We start from the raw sequence: 23,210 nt of genomic DNA on the forward strand, positions 1-23,210 counted from the left end.
CAGTGACACGCGACGTGCGCGAGCCGCCCGCCTCGTCCCATCAGCGATTCGCGCGAGTATCGAGGTTGCATACTTGCGGGGCGGACGTTTCACGTGAAACGGACCGATCGGCGCATACCGTGACGGGCGGCTCGACCCGCGCGTGGGCGGCAAAGGCGGACAAGGTCAGTGGCTCGCATCACGATGCCCGCTCCCGAGTGAGTAGATACCGACTCGGCGCGTCCCCCTGAGATAGAACCACCACAGTTCACAAGCCGGCAGGGGTTGCGACACACGGTTGTTTCACGTGGAACCGCGACAGGGGTTCTCGAAACGCCGAGCGCGGTGGGTGCTGGTAGGCCTCATCGGCACGGCGCACGCGGGTGGATGGCGCCGCGAGGCGACGACCGGTTGGCAAGGAGCGAGACGAGCCGGTTCCGTTGGCCGGAGCCGACTCCCGTACACCCCGGAGCAGCGCGCAGCGGGAATCCTCGTAGACAGATGCACCCGTCGCTCGAGGGGAGCAGAGCGTCCTGAAACCCCCGTTTCACGTGAAACACATGCCGAGCTCCACGGCTACGCCCGGCGCGGCCGTTGCCACCGCAGTCGGGGCCTGTGGGCCGCCGTGGGGCAATCGGGGTGCGCGCTAAGCTCGCAATGAACTCCGCGCACTCGGATCAGCCGGGGCCACGAGGCCCGCACGCGCCAAGTCAGGAGACGCGGTGGGCCGTCACGACGCGGGTGGTCTCATCAGTGCCCGCGACGAGGACCTCATGCACGGCCGGGTCGGCCAATCTGTACTGACGCAGCACTTTCGCTGCCTCCTCGACCTCCGCCGCAGCACGCTCACCCTTGAGCGCAACGAGCCGACCACTTGGCGCGATGAGCGGCGCCACCCATGGGACAAGCTTCTTGAGAGCGGCAACCGCCCGCGCTCCGACGACGTCGAAGGTCACCGACCCGTGCAACTCCTCGGCACGCGCACGCACGACAGTGACGTTCGTGAGCGCGAGCTCACGTGTGACGTCCTCGAGCCACGTGGTGCGACGCTCCATCGGCTCGATCAGATGGACGTCGAGGTCGGGTCGCATGATGGCCACCACGACTCCGGGAAAGCCGGCGCCGGAACCGACGTCCGCGAACCGGGCGTCGCGGGGCACGAAGGGGGCCACGGCGCTCGAGTTGAGCAGGTGTCGTGACCACAACCGAGGGAGCTCCCGTGGTCCGATGAGACCGCGCAGCTCACCTTCCGCGACCAGCAACGACGCGAACATCTCGACCTGCGGCCAGGCCTCTCCGAAGACCCGGGCCGCCGACTGGGGGGCCGGCTCGACGGCGTCTCCGGGAGCATTCATCTACAGGTGTCGCCTACCGCTTGGTGATGACGACGTACCGGTTCGGCTCAACACCCTCGGAGTCGCTGGCAAGGCCGGCCGCGGCAACAGCGTCGTGCACGACCTTCCGCTCGAATGGGTTCATCGGCTCGAGGGACACGGTCTCGGCACCCGCCTTGACCTTGGTGATCGCCTCCTCCGCCACCGCGGTCAGCTCTGCTCGTCGTCCGCGACGGTGCCCGGCGATGTCGAGCATGAGCCGGCTGCGCTCGCCCGTACGGGCCTGCACCGCCAGCCGCGTCAGCTCCTGGAGCGCGTCGAGCACCTCCCCGTCCTTGCCGACCAGACGCCGGAGCTCCCGGTCGGACCCACCCTCGTTGACGATCTCGACCGCGGCCCGGCCGTGGTCGATCGACAGGTCGATGTCCCCGTCGAGGTCAGCGATGTCGAGCAGCTCCTCGAGGTAGTCCGCCGCAATCTCGCCCTCCTCCTCGAGGCGCTTGACCGTCGCCGGCACCGCAGTCCGCTCGGAGGTCGTCGCCTCAGACGACGTCTCGTCCTGCGCCGACGTCGTGTCATCGGCCTGCACGTCTTGCTCGCTCACGGGTTGATCCTTCTCTCTCGGCCCGTCGCCCCGGGCACTGAACAGGTCTCTACTTGCCCGGCTTGCCCGAGCCCTTGCCACGACGCTCGATCTCGGCCCGACGCTGGGCCGCTCGCTTCGCGTGGCGCTCGGCTGCGCGCTGCTGCGGGGTCTTGCCGTCCTTGGTGACATCCTGACCCGACGGTGCCGGGGCGGTGGCGTCCGGCTCGGCAGCCTCCTCCGGCGACGCCGCGCTGCCTCCCGTGGGTGCCTGCGCATCGACTCCACCCGGGGTGCCCGGTCGGCGCTGACGGTCCTTGCGCTTGGGCTGCACGCGCTGGCCACGCTGGACGGGACGCTCCGGCTCCGGGGGCTCGGGAAGGAGCTCCTCGACGGGCACACCCTTGCGCGCCGCCTTGCGCTCGAGCTTGGCCCGCTCGCGCTCCTTGAAGCGCTTCTCCGCCTCGGAGCCCGCCGCCGGCATCTTGCGGATCGTGTAGAACTGCTGCGCCATCGTCCACAGGTTCGTCGTGAGCCAGTAGATGAGCACACCGATGGGGAAGTACACGCCGGAGAAGGCGAAGATCAGCGGCATCAGGTACATGAGCATGCGCTGCTGCTTGGCCATCGGGTTGTCCAGCGCGCTCTGCGGCATGTTCTTCATCGTCAGCTGCCGCTGCGTGGTGAACGTCGTCACCGACATGAGGACGATGAGCACCGCGGTGAGGATCCGGACGTTGAGCGTCGCCCCCTCGCCGAGGAAGGACTGCGAGAGCCGCGCGCCGAGCAGCGTCGCGTCGAGGAACTGCGAGGCCGCGGCCTCGTCGATGGGCCCGAGGGGCTGCCCGTCGCGGTAGGTGCCGTCAGCGATCTGCGGCATCGAGTACAGCACCCGGAACAGGGCGAAGAAGATCGGTGACTGCGCGAGGATGGGCAGGCAGGAGGCGAAGGGGTTCGTCCCGTGCTTCTGGTAGAGCGCCATCATCTCGGACTGCATCTGCTGCCGTGACGCGGGGTCGTTCTTGCCCTTGTACTTCTTCTGCAGCTTCTGCAGCTCCGGCTGCAGGACCTGCATGCCGCGGGAAGCCTTGATCTGCTTGAAGAACAGGGGGATGAGCAGGATACGCATGATGACCGTCAGACCGACGATCGACAGCGCCCAGGTCCAGCCGCTGGCCGGGTCCAGACCGACGAAGGTCCACAGCTCGTGGAAGAGGTGGAGAATCCACGCGACGACCCACTTGATGGGGTAGAGGATCGTGTCAAAGGCACCCATGCGGGTCGTCTCCTAGAGGTCTTCCGGCGCGTCGTGTCCACGCGCCCCACCGGCAGCTACACCGAGCGTACGTGCTCGTGCTTCGCTTCTTGACCACGGCATCGGCTCGCCGCGCTGCGGGACGTGGTCGATCCCGCCCCTGCTCCACGGGTTGCAGCGAAGCAGGCGCCACCCGGCCAGCCCGACGCCCCGCACCGCACCGTGCCGCCTCAGCGCCGTCACCGCGTACGCGGAGCACGACGGGTAGTAGCGGCACGTCGGTCCGAACCATGGGGAGACGATCAGCTGGTAGGCACGGACCACCAGCGCGAGGCCGCGGCCCAGCAGACCGCTCAGTCGACCGGTCATCGGCCCGCTGCCCGTCGACGCGCGGTGCGCAGTGCTGCGTCGAGGTCGTCACCGAGCTCGACGCTCGTTGCCGCGCGGGCAGAAGGAAGCGCCCGCACGACGAGCTTGTCGCCGTCGTGCAGGTCGCTGATCCGGGTGGCGAGCAGCCCGCGCAACCGGCGCTTCACCTGGTTGCGCTCCACCGCGTTGCCGACCGCCTTCGACACGACGAGGCCCGCGCGAGGCGGGCTCGATGGCGCTTCCTCGGTCGTGCTGAGGTGGACGACAAGTCGGCGTGCGCCGCTGCGGGCACCGCCGCGCACCGCGTCGGTGAAGTCCTCCGACCGACGCATACGGTGCTGCGGCGGCAGCACGGCTCAGGCCGAGAGCTTCTCGCGGCCCTTGCGACGACGGGCGCCCAGGATGGCGCGCCCGGCGCGCGTGCGCATGCGCAGCCGGAACCCGTGCACCTTGGCACGCTTCCGGTTGTTCGGCTGGTAAGTCCGCTTGCTCACGGCAGTACTCCAAAACGTCGGTTGTCTACGCTGCGGCTGGGCAGCAGATGCGCGGCTGCGCCGCTCCTCCGCACTACAGGACCGGTGCGCAGGCACCACGGAAGAGCCGTCGGGACGGCTTGGCCACGATACGCGAGGCGGAGAAGACCGGTCAATCCGACCTCCGGGCGCCCGAGTATGCCGTCCCTCACGCCTCTTCTGCACATCTGTGGATATCTATGTGGATCGAGGGCCGAGGTGCGACACTCGTGCCTCTGACACCCTGCTGGAGAGGACCGCTGTGCCCGAGAACGACGACATCACCGACGTCTGGGCACGCGCCGTGGACATCCTCACGGAGAGTGGGGACATCGGCGGCGCTCAGCGCGCCTTCATCCGCCTCACGCGTCCGCTCGGTGCCGTCGACGGCACCCTCCTCCTCGCGGTCCCCAGCGACTTCGCCAAGGACTTCCTCGAGACCCGCGCCCGGGTCGCCCTGACAGAGGCACTGACCGAGGCGTCCGGCTCGGCCGTCCGCTTCGCCGTCACCGTCGACCCGACGCTGGAGGAGACGTCGCCGCGCGTGCCCAGCGCCGACACCCCCGACGACGCCCCGGCGCCGCCGACGCCGCAGGAGACCCGCGCGGCTGCCCGCCGCGCCTCCGCCGTCGCCGAGGCCGACGCCGCCCGTCTCAACCCGAAGTACACCTTCGAGACCTTCGTCATCGGCTCGAGCAACCGTTTCGCGCACGCGGCCGCGACCGCCGTCGCCGAGTCGCCGGCCCGCGCGTACAACCCGCTGTTCATCTACGGCGGCTCCGGGCTCGGCAAGACACACCTGCTCCATGCCATCGGGCACTACGCCCGCAGCCTCGACCCCAGCGTCCGGGTGCGGTACGTGAACTCCGAGGAGTTCACCAACGACTTCATCAACTCGATCCGCGATGACAAGGCCGAGGCCTTCCAGCGCCGGTACCGCGAGGTCGACGTCCTCCTCATCGACGACATCCAGTTCCTCCAGGGCAAGGAACAGACGATGGAGGAGTTCTTCCACACCTTCAACACGCTGCACAACGCCAACAAGCAGGTCGTCATCACCTCCGACCTCGCCCCCAAGCAGCTCAACGGCTTCGAGGACCGGATGCGCTCCCGCTTCGAGTGGGGGCTGCTCACCGACGTGCAACCGCCCGACCTCGAGACCCGGATCGCGATCCTCCGGAAGAAGGCGAACAACGAGAACCTCGAGATCGACGACGCCGTCCTCTCCTACATCGCGTCACGGATCTCGACGAACATCCGTGAGCTCGAGGGTGCTCTCATCCGAGTCACGGCCTTCGCCAACCTCAACCGGCAGCCCGTCGACGAGTCGCTCGCCGTCATGGTCCTCAAGGACTTCATCACCGACACCGACGGTGAGGACATCACGCCCACGCTGATCATGGGCCAGACCGCCGACTACTTCTCGATCTCCATCGACCAGCTGTGCAGCGCCGACCGCTCCCGCGTGCTCGTCAACGCCCGACAGATCGCCATGTACCTGTGCCGAGAGCTCACCGAGCTGTCCCTGCCCAAGATCGGGCAGCTCTTCGGCGGGCGCGACCACACGACGGTCATGCACGCCAACCGCAAGATCCGCGAGCAGATGGCCGAGAAGCGCTCGACGTTCAACCAGGTCACCGAGCTCACGAACCGGATCAAGCAGAAGGCCCGCACCGGAGGCTGACCCGCCCGCACGGTGGCGCTCCACGACGGGAATCGGCCCCTCGAGCTCATGCACAGTTGTGGACAACCCTGTGGATTCACGTGGACAGCGGAAACTTGTCAGTGGACAGACCATCCCCTGCCGGTGGACGACGCCGGGAGCGGTGCTGACAATCCCCTGCCCCGGCCCGTCCTCCACAGGCCGGTCAGCACTGCGCCCCACAGCACGGCTCCCGTGGTGACCTGCACGGACGTGCGATGTCCACAGTGTCCACACCACCGACGATGATGACGAGACCCCCATTCCAGATCGCTTGTGAATAACAAGATCTGGCCGGGTCACCGTGCCCGACTCGCGTCCGGAGCCTCGGTGCACTCGCGTAAGGTTTCCCGTGCGCAGCACCATGCGCTGCGCCGTCACGCTCCGAGAGAGGTCAACAATCGTGAAGCTCAGGGTCGAACGGGACGTCCTTGCCGAGGCCGTTGCCTGGACAGCGCGCTCCCTTCCCGCGCGCCCGCCGGTCCCGGTGCTCGCCGGCGTGCGGCTGGAGGCAAGCAGCGAGGGCTCCCTCACCCTGTCGACCTTCGACTACGACGTCTCGGCGCGCTCCGCGGTCCCCGCGGCCGTCGAGGAGGCAGGCGTCGTCCTCGTCTCGGGCCGTCTGCTCGCCGACATCGCCAAGGCGCTGCCCGCGAAGCCCGTCGACCTCACCCTGGACGGCACCAAGGTGGTGCTGCGCTGCGGGGCGAGCCGGTTCACGCTCCTCACCATGCCCGTGGAGGACTACCCGGCCCTCCCTGCCATGCCCGAGCTCTCCGGCACCATCGACGCCGACGTCCTCACCGAGGCGGTCGCCCAGGTGAGCATCGCGGCGAGCCGCGACGAGACCCTGCCGCTGCTCACCGGCGTCCGGGTCGAGATCGAGGGCGAGAAGCTCACGCTCATGGCCACCGACCGCTACCGCCTCGCCATGCGCGAGCTGAGCTGGCACCCGAGCGACCCCTCCATCTCCGCCGTCGCTCTGGTCCGGGCGCGCACCCTGTCCGACGTCGCCAAGTCGCTCACCAGCGCCGGCAGCGTCGACGTCGCCCTGGGTCGGGACGCTGCCTCGCTCGTCGGCTTCGCGGCCGGCGGGCGGCAGACGACGTCGCTGCTCGTCGAGGGCGACTACCCCCCGGTGCGGCGCCTCTTCCCGGACGAGACCACCACCCACGCCGTCGTCGCAACGGCGGCGCTCGTCGAGGCCGCGCGCCGCGTCTCCCTGGTCGCCGAGCGCAACACCCCCATCCGACTGAGCTTCTCCGACGGGCAGGTCGTCCTCGAGGCGGGCCAGGGCGAGGACGCGCAGGCCTCGGAGGTCCTCGAGGCCACCCTCGTCGGCGAGGACATCGTCACCGCCTTCAACCCGCACTACCTTCTCGACGGCCTCGGCGCGCTGAGCACGGACTTCGTGCGGCTGTCCTTCACCCACCCGAGCAAGCCCGCCGTCATGACCGGCCAGGGCAGCGCCGAGGGCGAGAGCGAGGACGAGTTCCGCTACCTCCTCATGCCCATCCGGTTCGCCGGGTAGCCGCGCTCCAGGTACGTTCGCAGCAGCCGTCCACGAGGGGAGCAGACATGCACATCGGCATGGTTGGTCTGGGCAAGATGGGCGGCAACATGCGCCAGCGCATCGAGGCCGCCGGGCACACCGTCACCGGGTACGACACCAACCCGGAGATCAGCGACGTCGCCTCCCTCGCCGAGCTCGCCGCGGCGCTGCCCGCCGGCAACCGTGTCGTGTGGATCATGGTGCCCGCGGGCGCGCCCACGCTGTCCGTGCTCGAGGAGCTCGCCACCCGGCTGGGGGCCGGTGACCTCATCATCGAGGGCGGCAACTCCTACTACCGCGACGACCAGACGAACGCCGCCATGCTCGCCGAGCGGGGCATCGGCTACATCGACGCCGGCATCTCCGGAGGTGTCTGGGGCCGCGAGTACGGCTACGGCACGATGGTCGGCGGCAGCGCCGAGGACGTCGAGCGCGCCATGCCGATCTTCGACGCCCTGCGACCCGACGGGCCGAGCGAGGAGGGCTTCGTCCACGCCGGTGGCGTCGGTGCCGGCCACTTCTCCAAGATGGTCCACAACGGCATCGAGTACGGCCTCATGCAGGCCTATGCCGAGGGCTACGAGATCATCGCCTCGCGCTCCGACCTCGTCCCGGACGTCGCAGCGGTCCTGCGCGCGTGGCAGCGAGGGACCGTCGTGCGCTCGTGGTTGCTCGAGCTCCTCGTCGACGCCCTCGAGGGCGACCCGGGCCTCGCCGGCGTCGACGACTACGCCAACGACTCCGGCGAGGGCCGCTGGACCCTCGAGGAGGCCATCGACAACGCGGTCCCCGCCCCCACCATCGCCGCCGCGCTCTTCGCCCGCTTCGCCTCCCGGCAGGAGCAGTCCCCCGCCATGAAGGCGATCGCCGCCCTCCGCGAGGAGTTCGGGGGACACGCGGTCCGTCGCGCCGACGAGCGCTGAGGATGTACGTCTCCAACCTCTCCCTGCACGACTTCCGCTCCTACACCGAGCTGGTCCTCGCGCTGGACCCCGGCGTCACGGCGTTCGTCGGGCACAACGGCCAGGGCAAGACGAACATCGTCGAGGCCGTCGCGTACCTCGGCACGTTCTCCAGCCACCGGGTGGCCTCCGACGCCGCCCTGGTCAGGCACGGCACCGGCGGCGCCGTCGTCCGCGCCAAGGCGGTCCGCGGGGGGCGCGAGACCCTCGTCGAGCTCGAGATCGTCGCCGGCAAGGCCAACCGGGCCCGGCTCAACCGTGCCGCCGTCAGCCGCACCCGCGACGTCCTCGGCATCGTGCGCAGCGTGGTGTTCGCGCCCGAGGACCTCGAGCTCGTCAAGGGCGACCCCCAGGTCCGCCGCCGCTTCCTCGACGACCTCCTCGTGCTCCTCACCCCCCGCCTGGCGGGGGTGCGCAGCGAGTACGACAAGATCCTGCGCCAGCGCGGCGCCCTCCTCAAGACCGCCGGCGCAGCACGCCGCCGCGGCACCAGCCCCGAGCTGTCCACCCTGGACGTGTGGGACCGCCACCTCGCAGCCGCCGGCGCGGAGATCACCGCCGCGCGCATCGACCTCCTCCACCGGCTGCGTCCGCGGACCGCGCAGGCGTACGAGCAGGTCAGTGGCGGGCAGGGGGAGGCCCACCTCGGTTACCGGTCGGCCCTCCTCGCCCTCGACGGCGAGGGCGAGACGACCCTCGAGGAGGAGCGGGCGCTCACCGACGTGGCCGCCCTCGAGGAGCGGCTCGTCGAGGCGATGGCCCGCGTCCGGAGCAAGGAGCTCGACCGGGGGGTGAGCCTCGTCGGCCCGCACCGCGACGACCTCGTCCTCACCCTCGGCGGGCTGCCCGCGAAGGGCTACGCGAGCCACGGGGAGTCGTGGTCCTACGCCCTGGCACTGCGGCTCGCCTCCTTCGAGGTGCTCTCTGACGACGACGACGGCGGGCCGGTCCTCATCCTCGACGACGTGTTCGCCGAGCTTGACGTCCGCCGCCGCGAGCGGCTGGCCACCATGGTGGGCGGGGCCGAGCAGGTCCTCATCACCGCGGCCGTCGCCGAGGACGTCCCCGAGTCCCTGCGCGGTGCGCGCTTCACCGTCGCGAGGGGCGAGGTCACCCGTGAGTGACGAACAGCCTCCCGAGCCGGAGGAGGAGACGACGTCGTCGGCTGCCAGCCAGGCCCTGGCGCGGGCCCGGGCCGCGGCCGCGGCGAAGGGCCTGCGCCGCAGCGCGCCGGGACGGCCGGTCCCCGGCAAGCGGCGCTTCCGGCCGGGGCCCGGGCTCGGTGACGTCGGCAGCGGCGCGGGCCCCTCCCGCCGCGACCCGCAGATGCTGGGCCCCATCGTCGACAAGATCCTCACCGAACGCGGGTGGAGCGCCCCGGTGAGCATGGGCGGCGTCGTCGGGCGCTGGCGCGAGATCGTCGGTGACCAGCTCGCCGACCACTGTGTCGTGGAGACCTTCGACGAAGCCGTGCTCGTCGTCCGCGCCGACTCGACCACGTGGGCCACCCAGCTGCGCCTCCTCCAGCCGCAGCTCGAGCGCCGCCTCGCCGAGGAGGTCGGGGAGGACGTCGTCGAGAAGATCGTCATCCGGGGGCCGGGCGGGCCGAGCTGGACCCGCGGACCACGGTCGGTCCGTGGCCGCGGACCGCGCGACACCTACGGCTGAGCGGGCCCACCGGCCGCCCACGGGGGACACGTCACACTTGTGGATGAACTTGTGGATATGCGGTGATTCGGGCGCCCACGCAGTAGAATCGGGTGACCCCGCCCGCGGGGTGTCGGCTGGAGTCGCACCCCCGGGCAGTAGTGGTGCCAGGAGCACCGTCCCGAACCAGGCGACGGTGCGGTGCTGCGCCGCGACGAATGACGAGGAGAGCCCCAGACAGTGGCTGACGAGATGCCCCCGAGCCCCGGGACGAGCCAGCAGGACGCCGGCTACGACGCAACGAACATCACGGTTCTCGAGGGCCTGGAGGCCGTCCGCAAGCGGCCGGGCATGTACATCGGCTCCACCGGTGAGCGCGGCCTGCACCACCTCGTCTACGAGGTCGTCGACAACTCCGTGGACGAGGCCCTCGCCGGGCACGCGACGACCATCGACGTGACGATCCTGCCCGACGGCGGTGTACGCGTCGTCGACGACGGTCGCGGCATCCCCGTCGACATCGTCGAGTCCGAGGGCAAGCCCGCCGTCGAGGTCGTCCTCACCGTCCTGCACGCCGGCGGCAAGTTCGGCGGCGGCGGCTACGCCGTCTCCGGCGGCCTGCACGGCGTCGGCGTGTCCGTCGTCAACGCCCTGTCCACGCGGCTGCACGTCGAGGTGCACCGGGCCGGGGACATCTGGCGCCAGAGCTACCAGGACGGCGTCCCCACCGCGCCGCTCGCCCGCGTGGGCAGCACCGAGCGCACCGGCACCACGGTGACGTTCTGGCCCAACGGGGACATCTTCGAGACCACCGATTTCGACTTCGAGACGCTGCGCGCCCGCTTCCAGCAGATGGCGTTCCTCAACAAGGGCCTGCGCATCACCCTGACCGACGAGCGTGCCGGCGTCACCGACGCCGGTGACGAGGTCACCGGAGACGACGAGGGCACCGCCGACGACGCCCACCCCGGCCGTCGCGAGGTGAGCTACCGCTACGAGAACGGGCTGCGTGACTACGTCGCGCACCTCAACTCGGCGAAGAAGGTCGAGCTCGTCAACCCCGAGATCATCGACATCGAGTCCGAGGACACCGACCGGCAGATCTCCCTGGAGATCGCCATGCAGTGGACCAGCGCCTACTCCGAGTCCGTCCACACCTACGCGAACACGATCAACACCTCCGAGGGCGGCACCCACGAGGAGGGCTTCCGCTCCGCGTTGACCTCACTCATCAACCGGTACGCCAAGGACAAGGGCATCCTCAAGGACAAGGACGACAACCTCACCGGTGACGACATCCGTGAGGGACTGACGGCCGTCATCTCGATCAAGCTCGGCGAGCCGCAGTTCGAGGGGCAGACGAAGACCAAGCTCGGCAACACCGAGGCGCGGACCTTCGTCCAGCAGGTCGTCTACAGCCACCTCGGTGACTGGCTCGACGCCCACCCGAACGAGGCCAAGGACGTCATCCGCAAGGCCCTGCAGGCCGCGGCGGCCCGCATGGCCGCCCGCAAGGCCCGGGAGGCGACGCGCCGCAAGGGTGCCCTCGAGTCGGCGTCGATGCCCGGCAAGCTCAAGGACTGCTCCAGCCGCGACGCCTCGAAGTCCGAGATCTTCATCGTCGAGGGCGACTCGGCCGGCGGGTCGGCGGTCCAGGGCCGCGACCCCGAGCACCAGGCGATCCTCCCGCTGCGCGGAAAGATCCTCAACGTCGAGAAGGCGCGCCTCGACCGTGCCCTGGGCAACCAGGAGATCCAGGCGCTCATCACCGCCTTCGGGACGGGCATCGGTGAGGACTTCGACATCGCCAAGCTGCGCTACCACAAGATCGTGCTCATGGCCGACGCCGACGTCGACGGCCAGCACATCACCACGCTGCTCCTCACCATGCTGTTCCGGTACATGCGCCCCCTCATCGAGGGCGGGCACGTCTACCTCGCCCAGCCGCCGCTGTACCGGCTCAAGTGGTCGAACGCGGCGCACGAGTACGTGTACACCGACCGCGAGAAGGACGCGCTCCTCGCCGAGGGCGCTGCCGCCGGCAAGCGACTGCCCAAGGACAGCGGGATCCAGCGCTACAAGGGTCTGGGCGAGATGAACGAGCAGGAGCTGTGGGACACGACGATGGACCCCGACACCCGCACGTTGCGGCAGGTCACGGTGGGAGAGGCCGCGGCCGCGGACGAGGTCTTCTCCGTGCTCATGGGCGAGGACGTCGAGTCCCGTCGTGAGTTCATCCAGCGCAACGCGCACGACGTGCGCTTCCTGGACATCTAGACCGCCCTGCCTGCCTGCCTGCCGAAGGATAGAAGGACGAAGTGACCCAGCCCCCCACCGACCACGTCGAGCAGGTCGACCTCAAGCTCGAGATGCAGCGCTCGTACCTCGACTACGCGATGAGCGTCATCGTCGGCCGTGCGCTGCCCGACGTCCGCGACGGGCTCAAGCCGGTCCACCGCCGTGTGCTCTATGCGATGTACGACGGCGGGTACCGTCCCGACGCGTCGTTCAACAAGTGCTCGCGCGTCGTCGGCGAGGTCATGGGTCAGTACCACCCCCACGGTGACACCTCGATCTACGACGCCCTCGTCCGCCTCGTGCAGCCGTGGTCGATGCGCTACCCGCTCATCGCCGGGCAGGGCAACTTCGGCTCCGCGGGCAACCTCGGCGCGGCAGCCCCCCGGTACACCGAATGCAAGATGGCGCCGCTGGCCATGGAGATGGTCCGCGACATCGACCACGCCACCGTCGACTTCCACGACAACTACGACGGGAAGAACCAGGAGCCGGACGTCCTGCCGGCCCGGTTCCCCAACCTCCTGGTCAACGGCTCCGAGGGCATCGCCGTCGGCATGGCCACCCGCATCCCGCCCCACAACCTGCGCGAGGTCGCCTCCGGCGTCCAGTGGTTCCTCGAGAACCCGGACGCGACCAAGGAGGAGCTGCTCGAGGCGCTTCTCGAGCGCATCAAGGGCCCCGACTTCCCCACCGGCGCGACGATCCTCGGGCGCCGCGGCATCGAGGACGCCTACCGCACCGGCCGCGGGTCCATCACCCAGCGCGCCGTCGTCAACGTCGAGGAGATCCAGGGCCGTCAGTGCCTCGTGGTCACCGAACTGCCCTACCAGGTCAACCCCGACAACCTCGTCACGAAGATTGCCTCGCTCGTCCACGACGGGCGTCTCCAGGGCATCGCCGACATGCGTGACGAGTCCTCCGGCCGCGCCGGCCAGCGTCTGGTCATCGTGCTCAAGCGTGACGCCGTCGCCAAGGTCGTCCTCAACAACCTCTACAAGCACACCCAGCTGCAGGACAACTTCCCGGCGAACATGCTCGCCCTCGTCGACGGCGTGCCCCGCACGCTCAGCCTCGACGCCTTCATCCGCCACTGGGTGACCCACCAGATCGACGTCGTCGTCCGTCGCACGCGCTTCCTCCTCAACCGGGCCGAGGAGCGCATCCACATCCTGCGCGGCCAGCTCAAGGCCCTCGACATGCTCGACGAGGTCATCGCGCTCATCCGTGCCTCCGAGAGCGGGGACGCCGCGCGCGTGGGCCTCATGGACCTCCTCGACATCGACGAGGTCCAGGCCGACGCGATCCTCGCGATGCAGCTGCGCCGCCTCGCGGCCCTCGAGCGTCAGAAGATCATCGACGAGCACGACAAGATCGAGGCGGAGATCCGGGAGTACAAGGACATCCTCGCCTCCCCGCAGCGCCAGCGGACCATCGTCGCCGAGGAGCTCGGCTCCATCGTCGCCAAGTACGGCGACGAGCGCCGCACGACGGTCGTGCCCTACGAGGGCGACATGTCGATGGAGGACCTCATCCCCGAGGAGGACGTGGTCGTCACGATCACCCGGGGCGGGTACGCCAAGCGCACACGGACGGACAGCTACCGCTCCCAGCGCCGCGGCGGCAAGGGCGTGCGCGGCGCGCAGCTGCGCGAGGACGACATCGTCGAGCACTTCTTCGTCACCACCACCCACCAGTGGCTCCTGTTCTTCACCAACATGGGCCGCGTCTACCGCGCGAAGGGCTACGAGCTGCCCGAGGGCGGGCGAGACTCCAAGGGCCAGCACGTGGCCAACCTCCTCGCCTTCCAGCCCGACGAGCGCATCGCGCAGGTCGTGGCGCTGCGCAGCTACGAGGACGCCGACTACCTCGTCCTCGCCACCCGCTCGGGCCTGGTGAAGAAGACCCGCCTGCAGGAGTACGACACCAACCGCACCGGCGGCATCATCGCGATCAACCTCCGCGAGGACGGCGACGGCGAGCGTGACCGGCTCGTCTCGGCGCAGCTCGTCAACAGCGAGGACGACCTCCTCCTCGTCTCCCGCAAGGGCCAGTCGATCCGCTTCACCGCGACCGACGAGGCGCTGCGTCCCATGGGTCGCTCGACCTCCGGCGTCACCGGCATGAAGTTCCGCGAGGACGACGAGCTGCTCGCGATGGACGTCGTGCGTCCCTGGTACGAGAACGCGGCCCTGTTCGTCGTCACCGAGGGTGGGTACGCCAAGCGCACCGCCGTCGAGGAGTACCGCGTCCAGGGCCGCGGCGGGCTGGGCGTCAAGGTGGCCAACCTCGTCGAGGCGCGCGGTGACCTCGTCAGCGCGCTCCTCACCAGTCCGGAGGCCGAGGTGCTCGTCATCATGGAGCGCGGCAAGATCGTGCGGTCCGCGGTGGCCGAGGTCAGCCTCACCGGCCGGAACACGCAGGGCGTCATCTTCGCCAAGCCTGACAAGGGCGACCGGATCATCGCCGTCGCCCGCAACGCCGAGCGCGACGCTGATGGCGTAGCGTCGTCCCCTGACGAGACCGAGGAGCCCGCCGAGGGCGACGATGGAGGAGACGCATGAGCAGCACCACGCCCGGTCAGGGCGGCGCGGGGGACGTGACACCGCCGGAGGGTGAGTCGCCCCGGCCGGCCCAGCAGGACCGTGCCGCAATGCGGACCAGCCTCGCCGAGCGCTTCGCTGCCGCGCGCGGCGTGGAGGAGCACCCCGTCGTGCCGCGCCCCGACGACACCGCGCCGGTGAGCCAGACCGCCACCAGCCAGGTCCGCCCCGGGTCCTCCGGGGTCGCCGGCGGCTCGGCCGCGGCCCCGCGCTACGGCGCCACGGCCACGAGCACCTCCGGCCCGGCCACCGCCCCCCAGCCGGCGGCCCAGCCTGCGCGGGGCGAGACGTCGGCCGCGACGGGCGAGCCGCGTCCCGCGGCGCGCCCCGCGTCCGGGCCCCGCCGCGTGCGCCTGTCGGTCGCGCGGGTGGACCCGTGGTCGGTGATGAAGCTGTCGTTCCTCCTGTCGATCGCCGTCGGTATCGGGATCGTCGTCGCCGCCGCCGCGATGTGGTTCGTCCTCGACTCCATGCACGTCTTCGCCGACGTCGAGGAGCTGCTCGTCACGCTCGACTCGGAGAACTTCCTCCGGCTCATGGACTACGTGCAGTTCGACCGGGTCATCTCGATGGCGGCCATCATCGCCGTCGTCGATGTCCTTCTGCTCACGGCGCTGTCGACTCTCGGAGCGTTCCTCTACAACATCGTCGCCGCGCTCGTCGGTGGTGTGCACCTGACGCTGACCGACGACTGAACTGTGGCGTACGCGACGCCGTCGAGGACCCTCACGGGTTTGGGAACGGCCAGCGCGCTGGGGTAGTCTGCTGCGGCACCCCCCGGCCACGCCGCGGTGCACCGGGCCTATAGCTCAGACGGTTAGAGCGCTTCCCTGATAAGGAAGAGGTCGCTGGTTCGAGTCCAGCTAGGCCCACCCGATCATCACCCGAGGAGGAGACCCGCATGAAGAAGATCCTCGGACTGGCCGCGCTGGCAGGCGCCGGCTACGCCGTCTGGTCGAAGGTCAAGGCCGACCGCGAGGAGCGCGAGCTCTGGGCCGAGGTCACCGACAGCTTCGGCGGGAACACCTTCCCCGACGCTCCCGCGGACCCCGCCAAGGCCTGAGCGCGGGTAGCATTCCCCTGCCGGCCCCGCGCCGGCGTGACGGGGCCATGGCGCAATTGGTAGCGCACCTGCTTTGCAAGCAGGGGGTTGCGGGTTCGAGTCCCGCTGGCTCCACCGCATGACGAAGGCCCGGGACCAGAGGGTCCCGGGCCTTCGTGCGTGTCTCAGGCGTTCCGCGTGGTGTCCACGTCCGTCTCGCCGCGACCGGCATCGATGGGCGTCGTCTCGGTGTTGACCGCACCGGCGGACGTCTCGGTCTCCTCGGCCACGGTGGCGGCGTCACCCGCGGGCTCGCCGTCGTCGAGGGCGTTGGGGACGGCGGTGACCTGACCGCCGCTCGAGGCGTCGTCGTTCGGTGTCGTCACGGTGGTGTCCTCCCAGTACTCCTCGGCCCACGGGTCGTCCACGGGCTGCGTCCGGCGCCACAGCAGGTAGCCGGTGCCGGCGGCGGCGGTCCCGACGAGGATCCAGCCCACCTTCTTGCCGGCGCTCTTCTTCTTGGGCTTGGTGGTGATGGCCTTCTGGGCGGCCTTGCCGGCCTTGGTGGCCTTCTCCGTCACGGTGCCCTTGCCACCGGCCGCCTCGGCGGCGTCGTGCATCGCCTTCTGCACGCGGGGCAGGTAGTCGTCCACGATCCTGTCGCGGGTGGTGTCGACAACCGGACGGGCCTTCTCGGCCGCCGCCTCGATCTTGGGAGCCGCGACCTTGACGCCGTCACGCAGCGCCTTGTCGATCTTGGGGGCCGCGACGTCGGTGGCCCAGACCTTGCCGTGGCCGGCGAGGGAAGCGGCCAGCTCGCCGGCCTTGCCGGCCTGCTCACCGAGGACGTGCCCGAGCTCGACGGCCTGCTGGCGGACCTTGTCCGTGTCGACCTCGCGGATCTTCTGCTTGCGCGACATGTGCTCTCCCTCGTGACTGACAGGTAGTTGTGGCTCATCGTCCCACCGCGGGCAGACGAGCGCACCATTCCGAGGGCCGACTTCTCGCCGTGCGGCGCGTCGGCGACCCCGTCCTGCCCCCACCCTGCCACGTCCGCGCGCCGAGGGCACGGGCCGCACCTGCGCACACCGAGTCGAGCGTGAAAGGATCGGTGCCATGGAAGCAACTGTGCACACGAACCTCGGCGACATCGTCATCGAGCTGTTCCCCAACCACGCCCCCAAGACCGTCGACAACTTCGTCTCCCTCGCCAAGGGCGAGCGGACCTGGACCCACCCGGCGACGGGCGAGGAGACGAACGAGCCGCTGTACAACGGCGTCGTCTTCCACCGCGTCATCCCGAATTTCATGATCCAGGGCGGTGACCCGCTGGGCACCGGCACCGGTGGCCCGGGCTACACCTTCGACGACGAGATCCACCCAGAGCTCGACTTCACCCAGCCCTACGTCCTGGCCATGGCCAACGCGGGCAAGATCGGTGGCCGGGGCACCAACGGCTCCCAGTTCTTCATCACGACGGCGCCGACCACCTGGCTCCAGGGCAAGCACACGATCTTCGGTCGGGTCGCCGACGGCGCCAGCCGCGCGGTGGTCGACCAGATCGGGACGACGCCCACCGGACGCGGTGACCGCCCCGTCGAGGACGTCGTCATCACCTCGATCACCGTCACCGACTGACCGGATGACCGCGAGTCCGTACGGGCAGACCGGCGCCGCCGAGGCGCCGGTCTGTCCTCGGCACCCTGACCGCCCCTCCTACGTCAGGTGCCAGCGCTGCAACCGTCCCGTCTGCCCCGAGTGCCAGCGGCCCGCGCCGGTCGGGGTGCAGTGCGTGGACTGCGTCGCGCGCGCCCAGGCCGCGCTGCCCACCCGGCGGACGGTCTTCGGCGGGCGGGCCCGCGAGGGGCGCCCGGTCGTGACGATCTCGATCATCGCGCTGTGCCTCCTCGCGTACGTCGTGCTGCGGGCCGCCGACGCGCGAGTGCCGCTGGTCTTCGTACCGTTCGCCGGGGAGAGCGAGCCCTACCGGTTCCTGTCCGCCGCGTTCCTCCACGGTGGCTTCCTCCACCTGGCCGTCAACATGTACGCCCTGTGGATCGTCGGCTCCGTGCTCGAACCGGCCCTGGGACGCTGGCGCTTCGCGGCCCTCTACCTCGTCAGTGCAGTCGGGGGATCGGTCGGGGTGCTGCTCTTCGCCTCCCCCTACGAGATCGAGTGGATCACCCCGGTGGTCGGTGCCTCGGGAGCGGTGTTCGGCCTCTTCGGTGCCGTGGGGCTGGCGCTGCGCCGCCTGGGCCGTGACACGACGCAGATCCTTGTCCTCATCGTCATCAACACCGTCATCGGGTTCACCATCCCCAACATCGCGTGGCAGGCCCACCTCGGGGGGCTGGTGACCGGTGCGCTGCTCGCGGCGGCGTACGTCTACGCGCCGCGCAGCCGGCAGACCGCCACGAGCGTGGCCGCGACGGTCCTTGTCGCCGCCGTCGTCGTCGCCCTCGCCGTCGCGAAGTACGCGATCACGTAGCGACTTACACAGGTGTAGTTCTCCACAGGCTTGTGCACACTTGTGGACTTACACCCGTGTAGTTCTCCACAGGATGCTCCACAGCTGTGGGCAACCGGACGCGCCCAGAGACGACCGAGCGCCGGCTCCCCGGGCGGGGAACCGGCGCCTCGTCGCGGCTGGCGTCAGCGCCAGCGCAGGGTCATGAGGAACCCGACGAGCAGGACGACGAAGCCGACCCCGAGGTTGAGGTTCCCGATTCCCGGGATGGGACCGGCGGCCTGCACGATGTAGGTGACCACCACCCACAGCATCCCCACCACCATGAGGACGACGGCGGTGGGCACCCACCAGCGGGGGCTCTCCTTGACGGCGGTGGGCTCGGTCGGGGGCGTGTACGTCGCCTTCTTCTTGCGGCGCTTGGACTCCGGCACTGTCAGCTCTCCTTCGGGTGTTCCGCCCGGCTGGCGGTACCTCGGTTCTGTACGAGGCGTCGCTGCCCTTCCGAGGCGGCGGCACCTCCCCTAGCGTAGTGGTCGGGAACGTCTGTGGGGGCCAACGCGTTGAGGGGGTGATGAGGATGTCCGAGACAAGGTCCACCGACCGCCGCCGCGGCTCCGTCGCCGTCGGCGTCGTCGCGGCCCTCGCCGGCCTCCTCTTCGCGACCAGCGCGACCCTCCTCAAGGACGACGCGGACCGGTCCCCGACCAACCTCGTCGACCTCGCCCGGGTCGAGACGGCGCGCCTGGAGGACAACGAGGCCGAGGTCGCCGCCCTGCGCAAGCAGCGCGACGCGCTGGTCGCCGCGCAGCAGCCGCAGGTCGAGCCGGACGACACGGGCGCCGATCTCACCGCCCTCGCGGCGGGACGCACGCCGGTGACGGGGCCGGGCGTCATCGTCGAGCTGTGGGACGCACCCGCCCCTCCCGACCTCGCTGCCGGCGGCCTGCACCCCGACGACCTCGTCGTCCACCAGCAGGACCTCGAGGCCGTCATCAACGCGCTGTGGACCGGTGGGGCGGAGGCGATGATGATCCAGGACCAGCGCATCACCGCGACGTCGTCGGTGCGCTGCGTCGGGAACGTCCTGCTCCTCCACGGACGGCACTACTCCCCGCCCTACCGCATCTCCGCCATCGGTGACCCGCAGGCCCTGCGGGAGGCTGTCGACACCTCCCCGGACGTCGCGGTCTACCGTCAGTACGTCGACGCGGTCGGGCTGGGCTGGGCCTTCGAGGAGAGCGACGAGATCGACATGCCCGCCTACACCGGTTCGCTGCGTCTGGAACACGCCCAGGCCGGGTGAACTACCCTCGACCTGGACACTCCGACCGACAAAGGACCCCCTGATGGCCACGCTCGACCAGCTCGAGGAGCTGCCCTGGCAGCGGGACGGCGACGAGCCGCCGCGCCGCACCCGGCCGCGCCGCCAGAAGCGGGGGTTCTTCTCCACGCTCGTCGGTGTCGTCGGCGAGCTCATGATCACCGCCGGCGTGCTCCTCGGACTGTTCGTCGTGTGGCAGCTGTGGTGGACCGACGTCGAGGCCCACAGCTACCAGGCAGGCGTGCTCGAGGAGTGGGACCAGCGGGAGGACCTCGTCCAGGCTCCCGCCCAGGAAGGTGAGCGGCGCACCGACCCGCCGCCGATCCCCGACGCCGTCGCGGAGGGTGAGCTGCTCGGGACGATGTACATCCCCCGGCTCGGCGACGACTACCGCGTCACCATCGCTCACGGCGTCGGCCTGGGCGACGTCCTCAACAGGGGTTACATCGGGCACTACCCCGACACCCAGCTGCCGGGCGAGACCGGCAACTTCGCGACGGCGGCCCACCGACAGTCCTACGGGGCGCCGTACCGCGAGATCGAGCAGGTCGTCGTCGGTGACTCCCTCATCGTCGAGACCGCCGACGCCTACCTCGTCTACGCGGTGACGGAGACGGAGATCGTCCACCCCTCGCAGGTGGAGGTCATCGCGCCCGTGCCGAACGAGCCCGGCGTGGCGCCGACCGAGCGGATGATCACCCTGACCACCTGCCACCCGCTGTTCTCCGCGGCCGAGCGGTGGATCACCTACGGCGAGTTCCAGTACTGGATCGACAAGAGCGACGGCAAGCCGGCCGAGCTGCTCGAGGAGGGACGCTGATGTACGGCGCACTGTGGCGGATCCTGCCGGGACCGGTGTGGTTCCGGGTCATCCTCGCGCTCCTCCTCGCGGCGGCGGTCGTCTACGCCTGCTTCACCTGGCTCTTCCCGGAGATCGCCCCCTACATGCCCTTCAACGAGACGACGATCGAGGACGGCGCATGACCCGGCTCCTCGTCGTGGACAACTACGACAGCTTCGTGTGGACGATCGTCGGCTACCTCGAGCAGCTCGGGGCCAGCACCGTCGTCCAGCGCAACGACGACGTGACGGCGGACCCGCGCGACTTCGACGGCGTCCTCGTCTCGCCGGGCCCCGGCACGCCCAAGGAGGCCGGCGCCAGCCTCGAGGTCATCGAGCGCTGCGCCGAGCACCGGGTGCCGATGCTCGGGGTGTGCCTGGGCCACCAGGCCCTCGGGGAGCTCTACGGCGGGACGGTCACCCACGCCGCCGAGCTCATGCACGGCAAGACCTCGCCGGTGGAGCACGACGGCTCCGGCGTCTTCGCCGGGCTCCCCACCCCCTTCACGGCCACCCGCTACCACTCCCTCGCCGTCGACGCCGCGACCGTGCCCGAGGAGCTGGACGTCACCGCGACCACGGCCGGTGGCATCGTCATGGGCCTGCAGCACCGTGAGCTGCCGCTCCACGGCGTGCAGTTCCACCCGGAGTCGGTGCTCACCGAGCACGGGCACCGGTTGCTGGCCAACTGGCTGGCGGTCACCGGGGACGCCGAGGCGCCCGCCCGCAGCGCGGGCCTGGCCCCCCTCGTCCGCGCGTAGGCGCCCCACCCGACCCACCCGGGGCGAGTACGCACAGACGGTCGCACCGGCCCCCTCCTGGGGGGGCGCGGCGTGACCGTCTGTGCGTACTCGAGCCGGTCGGTTACGGGCGGTTGCCCTGGCTGCGGCCGAAGCTGCTGTTGCCGGGGCCGTCCGCGGACGTGTCCTCGTCGCTCGGCTCGTCCTCCGGGGGTGGCTCCTCGTCACTCGTCGGCTCCTCCGGGGTGGGCTCGGGAGTCGTCGGCTCGGGCTCGGGGACCTCGACGGCGACGGTGAGCTCGATCGTGCTCAGGCGCGGCACCGGGCCGGTGCGGTTCTGGCCGATGACCGTGCCCGGCTCGACGTCCCCGGAGGGCTGCTCGACCTGGCTGACGGAGAGGTTGAGCTCGCGCAGGGCCTCGGTGGCCGCCTCGAGCGTCTCGCCGGTGAGGTCGGGGACCTCGACGTTGCCGGTGGCGATGTGGAGGACCACCTCGGACTCGGGCTCGATGGCCGTGCCGGCCTCCGGCTCGGTCCGCGCGACGCGGTCCTTCTCGTAGTCGGGGCTGTCGATCGGGGCGTAGGTGATGCGGACGCGGATCCCGAGCTCCTGCTCGGAGAGCTGGTCCTGTGCCTGGCGCTGGCTCAGGCCGGTGACGTCGGGCATCTCCACCGCCTCCGGGCCGGCGGAGAAGCTGACGGTGACGGTCTCGCCCTCCTCGAGCGTCGTGCCCACCTCCGGGTCGGAGCTGACGAAGAGCCCGGCCTCGATCTCCGCGGAGAACTCGGGGTCGCCGATGGCAAAGGTGAGCCCTTCCTCCTCCACGGCCAGCCGGGCCTCGGTCTGGTCCATGCCCTCGAGCTCGGGCACGGTGACGGTGGCCGGCGCCGCGGGCTCCTCCGCGTCGTCGTTCGTGAGGAGCAGGTAGATCACCCCGGCCGCGGCGACGAGGCCGACGAGCACGAGCAGCCACACCCACCACGGGGAGCGCTTGTTCTCCTCCTCGTCCTCCTCGGGCGCGACGGCGGTGCGGGTGGCCGGCATCGCCTGCGTGGCGGTGGAGGTGGTCCCCATGACGGTGGTGGGCTGGCTGGCCGCGGCCGCGGCGGCCGCCCAGGTGCTCGTGGCCGGCGCGGTCACGGCGCCACCCCGGAGCGCGGCCTCGAGGTCGCTGCGCATCGCGGCGGCGTCCGGGTAGCGGTCCTCGCGGTCCTTGGCCAACGCCTTGAGGACGATGCGGTCCAGCGCCTCGGGGATGTCGGAGGCCACCTCGCTCGGCGGCTTGGGGATCTCCCGGACGTGCTGGTAGGCGACCGCGACGGCGGAGTCGCCGCTGAAGGGCGGCTGGCCGGTGAGGAGCTCGTACAGGAGACAGCCGGTGGAGTAGATGTCCGAGCGGGCGTCGACGACCTCCCCGCGCGCCTGCTCCGGGGAGAGGTACTGCGCCGTGCCGACGACGGCGTGGGTCTGGGTCATCGTGGCCGCGGAGTCGGCCATCGCACGCGCGATGCCGAAGTCCATGACCTTGACCTGGCCGGTGGGCGTGAGCATGACGTTCCCGGGCTTGATGTCCCGGTGGACGATGCCCTCGCGGTGCGAGTAGGCCAGCGCGGACAGCACCCCGATGACGATCTCGCTCGCCTCGTCGATCGGGACGGCGGACCCGTCGGTGAGCAGCGAGCGGACGGTGTGGCCCTCGACGTACTCCATGACGATGTACGGCACGTGGGCGCGCTCGCCCGCGGAGGTGACGACGTCGTCCTCACCGGTGTCGTAGACGGACACGATCGCGGGGTGGTTGAGCGACGCGGCGGACTGCGCCTCACGCCGGAAGCGCGCCTGGAAGGTGGGGTCGCGAGCGAGGTCGGAGCGGAGCACCTTGATCGCGACCGTGCGCGAGAGCCGGTTGTCGTAGCCGAGGTAGACCTCGGCCATGCCGCCGCGACCGATGAGCTCGCGGACCTCGTAACGTCCGGCGAGCACCTTGGGTACTTCGTCCACCA

Annotated in this window: 24 protein-coding genes and 2 tRNA genes; 17 read left to right on the forward strand and 9 right to left on the reverse strand. The window is 70.4% G+C overall.

From position 1 onward, the window contains the following. Positions 1-689 precede the first annotated feature (689 nt). The 6 genes from rsmG to rpmH form a co-directional block, all read right to left on the reverse strand. Complete coding sequence (rsmG, locus tag GD632_RS03980) at positions 690-1,334, reverse strand: 16S rRNA (guanine(527)-N(7))-methyltransferase RsmG (protein ID WP_152188950.1); 645 nt, start codon at positions 1,332-1,334, stop codon at positions 690-692. A gap of 13 nt (positions 1,335-1,347) precedes the next feature. Beyond that, entirely contained in the window at positions 1,348-1,830 is a 483-nt protein-coding gene (locus GD632_RS03985; RefSeq protein ID WP_193311349.1) for a Jag family protein, read from the reverse strand. A 136-nt stretch (positions 1,831-1,966) separates the two neighbouring features. Further along, complete coding sequence (yidC, locus tag GD632_RS03990) at positions 1,967-3,172, reverse strand: membrane protein insertase YidC (RefSeq protein WP_152188955.1); 1,206 nt, start codon at positions 3,170-3,172, stop codon at positions 1,967-1,969. Positions 3,173-3,184: 12 nt separating this feature from the next. Next, on the reverse strand, positions 3,185-3,520 hold the full coding sequence (gene yidD / locus GD632_RS03995) for a membrane protein insertion efficiency factor YidD (protein ID WP_152188957.1): 336 nt from the start codon (positions 3,518-3,520) through the stop codon (positions 3,185-3,187). Then, positions 3,517-3,873 (reverse strand): ribonuclease P protein component, encoded by a 357-nt coding sequence (gene rnpA, locus GD632_RS04000; RefSeq protein WP_152188959.1) that lies wholly within the window; start codon positions 3,871-3,873, stop codon positions 3,517-3,519. The genes yidD and rnpA overlap by 4 nt, the downstream gene beginning before the upstream one ends. A gap of 3 nt (positions 3,874-3,876) precedes the next feature. Further along, on the reverse strand, positions 3,877-4,014 hold the full coding sequence (gene rpmH, locus GD632_RS04005; protein ID WP_110853377.1) for a 50S ribosomal protein L34: 138 nt from the start codon (positions 4,012-4,014) through the stop codon (positions 3,877-3,879). 280 nt (positions 4,015-4,294) lie between these two features. Here rpmH and dnaA point away from each other — a divergent pair, with 280 nt between their 5' ends. The 11 genes from dnaA (at position 4,295) to GD632_RS04055 (ending at position 15,970) form a co-directional block, all read left to right on the forward strand. Then, entirely contained in the window at positions 4,295-5,716 is a 1,422-nt protein-coding gene (gene dnaA / locus GD632_RS04010) for a chromosomal replication initiator protein DnaA (RefSeq protein ID WP_152188961.1), read from the forward strand. A gap of 421 nt (positions 5,717-6,137) precedes the next feature. After that, a complete protein-coding gene (dnaN, locus tag GD632_RS04015; protein ID WP_152188963.1) occupies positions 6,138-7,265 on the forward strand; it encodes a DNA polymerase III subunit beta in 1,128 nt (375 codons plus the stop codon). 47 nt (positions 7,266-7,312) lie between these two features. Next, positions 7,313-8,209, forward strand: a complete 897-nt coding sequence (gene gnd, locus GD632_RS04020; protein ID WP_152188966.1) for a phosphogluconate dehydrogenase (NAD(+)-dependent, decarboxylating) — start codon at positions 7,313-7,315, stop codon at positions 8,207-8,209. A gap of 2 nt (positions 8,210-8,211) precedes the next feature. Next, positions 8,212-9,372 carry a DNA replication/repair protein RecF gene (recF, locus tag GD632_RS04025; RefSeq protein WP_152188968.1) on the forward strand — a complete coding sequence of 387 codons (1,161 nt, stop codon included), beginning with the start codon at positions 8,212-8,214 and terminating at the stop codon, positions 9,370-9,372. Next, positions 9,365-9,916, forward strand: a complete 552-nt coding sequence (locus tag GD632_RS04030) for a DUF721 domain-containing protein (protein ID WP_152188970.1) — start codon at positions 9,365-9,367, stop codon at positions 9,914-9,916. The genes recF and GD632_RS04030 overlap by 8 nt, the downstream gene beginning before the upstream one ends. A 231-nt stretch (positions 9,917-10,147) precedes the next feature. Next, a complete protein-coding gene (gene gyrB, locus GD632_RS04035; RefSeq protein WP_152189338.1) occupies positions 10,148-12,172 on the forward strand; it encodes a DNA topoisomerase (ATP-hydrolyzing) subunit B in 2,025 nt (674 codons plus the stop codon). A gap of 92 nt (positions 12,173-12,264) precedes the next feature. After that, positions 12,265-14,754: a DNA gyrase subunit A gene (gyrA, locus tag GD632_RS04040; RefSeq protein ID WP_152189341.1), complete on the forward strand. Its 2,490-nt coding sequence runs from the start codon at positions 12,265-12,267 to the stop codon at positions 14,752-14,754. Next, complete coding sequence (locus GD632_RS04045) at positions 14,751-15,488, forward strand: DUF3566 domain-containing protein (RefSeq protein WP_226924532.1); 738 nt, start codon at positions 14,751-14,753, stop codon at positions 15,486-15,488. Before gyrA ends, GD632_RS04045 begins: the two co-directional genes overlap by 4 nt. Positions 15,489-15,591: 103 nt before the next feature. After that, a tRNA-Ile gene (locus GD632_RS04050) sits at positions 15,592-15,665 on the forward strand. A 29-nt stretch (positions 15,666-15,694) separates the two neighbouring features. Beyond that, positions 15,695-15,856, forward strand: a complete 162-nt coding sequence (locus tag GD632_RS15890) for a DLW-39 family protein (protein ID WP_193311330.1) — start codon at positions 15,695-15,697, stop codon at positions 15,854-15,856. Positions 15,857-15,897: 41 nt separating this feature from the next. Then, positions 15,898-15,970: transfer RNA gene (locus GD632_RS04055), tRNA-Ala, on the forward strand. A 50-nt stretch (positions 15,971-16,020) separates the two neighbouring features. Here GD632_RS04055 and GD632_RS04060 read toward each other — a convergent pair. Further along, positions 16,021-16,755 (reverse strand): hypothetical protein, encoded by a 735-nt coding sequence (locus GD632_RS04060; protein ID WP_152188973.1) that lies wholly within the window; start codon positions 16,753-16,755, stop codon positions 16,021-16,023. 196 nt (positions 16,756-16,951) lie between these two features. On the opposite strand from GD632_RS04060, the gene GD632_RS04065 reads away from it, so the two are divergent. Further along, positions 16,952-17,473, forward strand: coding sequence for a peptidylprolyl isomerase (locus tag GD632_RS04065; RefSeq protein ID WP_152188976.1), 522 nt, complete (start codon positions 16,952-16,954; stop codon positions 17,471-17,473). A gap of 4 nt (positions 17,474-17,477) precedes the next feature. Continuing rightward, positions 17,478-18,323 (forward strand): rhomboid family intramembrane serine protease, encoded by an 846-nt coding sequence (locus GD632_RS04070; RefSeq protein ID WP_152188978.1) that lies wholly within the window; start codon positions 17,478-17,480, stop codon positions 18,321-18,323. A 164-nt stretch (positions 18,324-18,487) separates the two neighbouring features. Here GD632_RS04070 and GD632_RS04075 read toward each other — a convergent pair whose 3' ends face one another. After that, a complete protein-coding gene (locus GD632_RS04075; RefSeq protein ID WP_152188981.1) occupies positions 18,488-18,736 on the reverse strand; it encodes a cell division protein CrgA in 249 nt (82 codons plus the stop codon). Between the two features lie 146 nt (positions 18,737-18,882). On the opposite strand from GD632_RS04075, the gene GD632_RS04080 reads away from it, so the two are divergent. Genes GD632_RS04080 through GD632_RS04090 form a run of 4 tightly spaced genes read left to right on the forward strand, consistent with a single transcriptional unit; the run spans position 18,883 to position 21,227 of the window. Further along, the gene (locus GD632_RS04080; protein ID WP_226924536.1) at positions 18,883-19,608 is read left to right on the forward strand and encodes a DUF881 domain-containing protein; all 726 of its coding nucleotides are present in this window, start codon (positions 18,883-18,885) and stop codon (positions 19,606-19,608) included. Between the two features lie 43 nt (positions 19,609-19,651). Next, complete coding sequence (locus GD632_RS04085) at positions 19,652-20,446, forward strand: class E sortase (RefSeq protein WP_152188985.1); 795 nt, start codon at positions 19,652-19,654, stop codon at positions 20,444-20,446. Next, entirely contained in the window at positions 20,446-20,610 is a 165-nt protein-coding gene (locus tag GD632_RS15895) for a hypothetical protein (RefSeq protein WP_193311331.1), read from the forward strand. Before GD632_RS04085 ends, GD632_RS15895 begins: the two co-directional genes overlap by 1 nt. Then, complete coding sequence (locus GD632_RS04090) at positions 20,607-21,227, forward strand: aminodeoxychorismate/anthranilate synthase component II (protein ID WP_152188987.1); 621 nt, start codon at positions 20,607-20,609, stop codon at positions 21,225-21,227. The genes GD632_RS15895 and GD632_RS04090 overlap by 4 nt, the downstream gene beginning before the upstream one ends. Before the next feature lie 103 nt (positions 21,228-21,330). On the opposite strand, the gene pknB is transcribed toward GD632_RS04090, so the two are convergent. Further along, positions 21,331-23,208 carry a Stk1 family PASTA domain-containing Ser/Thr kinase gene (gene pknB, locus GD632_RS04095; RefSeq protein ID WP_152188989.1) on the reverse strand — a complete coding sequence of 626 codons (1,878 nt, stop codon included), beginning with the start codon at positions 23,206-23,208 and terminating at the stop codon, positions 21,331-21,333. Positions 23,209-23,210 lie beyond the last annotated feature (2 nt).

This window comes from Georgenia satyanarayanai (assembly GCF_009193135.1).
GTDB classification, from domain to species: Bacteria; Actinomycetota; Actinomycetes; order Actinomycetales; family Actinomycetaceae; genus Oceanitalea; species Oceanitalea satyanarayanai.

Excerpts from the sequence above, each read along its gene's own strand:
- GD632_RS04060 (WP_152188973.1), bottom strand. The coding sequence starts at position 16,755 with ATGTCGCGCAAGCAGAAGATCCGCGAGGTCGACACGGACAAGGTCCGC.
- GD632_RS04090 (WP_152188987.1), top strand. The coding sequence starts at position 20,607 with ATGACCCGGCTCCTCGTCGTGGACAACTACGACAGCTTCGTGTGGACG.
- GD632_RS04070 (WP_152188978.1), top strand. The coding sequence starts at position 17,478 with ATGACCGCGAGTCCGTACGGGCAGACCGGCGCCGCCGAGGCGCCGGTC.
- GD632_RS04045 (WP_226924532.1), top strand. The coding sequence starts at position 14,751 with ATGAGCAGCACCACGCCCGGTCAGGGCGGCGCGGGGGACGTGACACCG.
- yidD (WP_152188957.1), bottom strand. The coding sequence starts at position 3,520 with ATGACCGGTCGACTGAGCGGTCTGCTGGGCCGCGGCCTCGCGCTGGTG.
- GD632_RS15890 (WP_193311330.1), top strand. The coding sequence starts at position 15,695 with ATGAAGAAGATCCTCGGACTGGCCGCGCTGGCAGGCGCCGGCTACGCC.
- gyrA (WP_152189341.1), top strand. The coding sequence starts at position 12,265 with ATGCAGCGCTCGTACCTCGACTACGCGATGAGCGTCATCGTCGGCCGT.
- rsmG (WP_152188950.1), bottom strand. The coding sequence starts at position 1,334 with ATGAATGCTCCCGGAGACGCCGTCGAGCCGGCCCCCCAGTCGGCGGCC.
- gnd (WP_152188966.1), top strand. The coding sequence starts at position 7,313 with ATGCACATCGGCATGGTTGGTCTGGGCAAGATGGGCGGCAACATGCGC.
- GD632_RS04085 (WP_152188985.1), top strand. The coding sequence starts at position 19,652 with ATGGCCACGCTCGACCAGCTCGAGGAGCTGCCCTGGCAGCGGGACGGC.
- GD632_RS15895 (WP_193311331.1), top strand. The coding sequence starts at position 20,446 with ATGTACGGCGCACTGTGGCGGATCCTGCCGGGACCGGTGTGGTTCCGG.
- recF (WP_152188968.1), top strand. The coding sequence starts at position 8,212 with ATGTACGTCTCCAACCTCTCCCTGCACGACTTCCGCTCCTACACCGAG.
- yidC (WP_152188955.1), bottom strand. The coding sequence starts at position 3,172 with ATGGGTGCCTTTGACACGATCCTCTACCCCATCAAGTGGGTCGTCGCG.
- GD632_RS04080 (WP_226924536.1), top strand. The coding sequence starts at position 18,883 with ATGTCCGAGACAAGGTCCACCGACCGCCGCCGCGGCTCCGTCGCCGTC.
- gyrB (WP_152189338.1), top strand. The coding sequence starts at position 10,148 with ATGCCCCCGAGCCCCGGGACGAGCCAGCAGGACGCCGGCTACGACGCA.
- GD632_RS04065 (WP_152188976.1), top strand. The coding sequence starts at position 16,952 with ATGGAAGCAACTGTGCACACGAACCTCGGCGACATCGTCATCGAGCTG.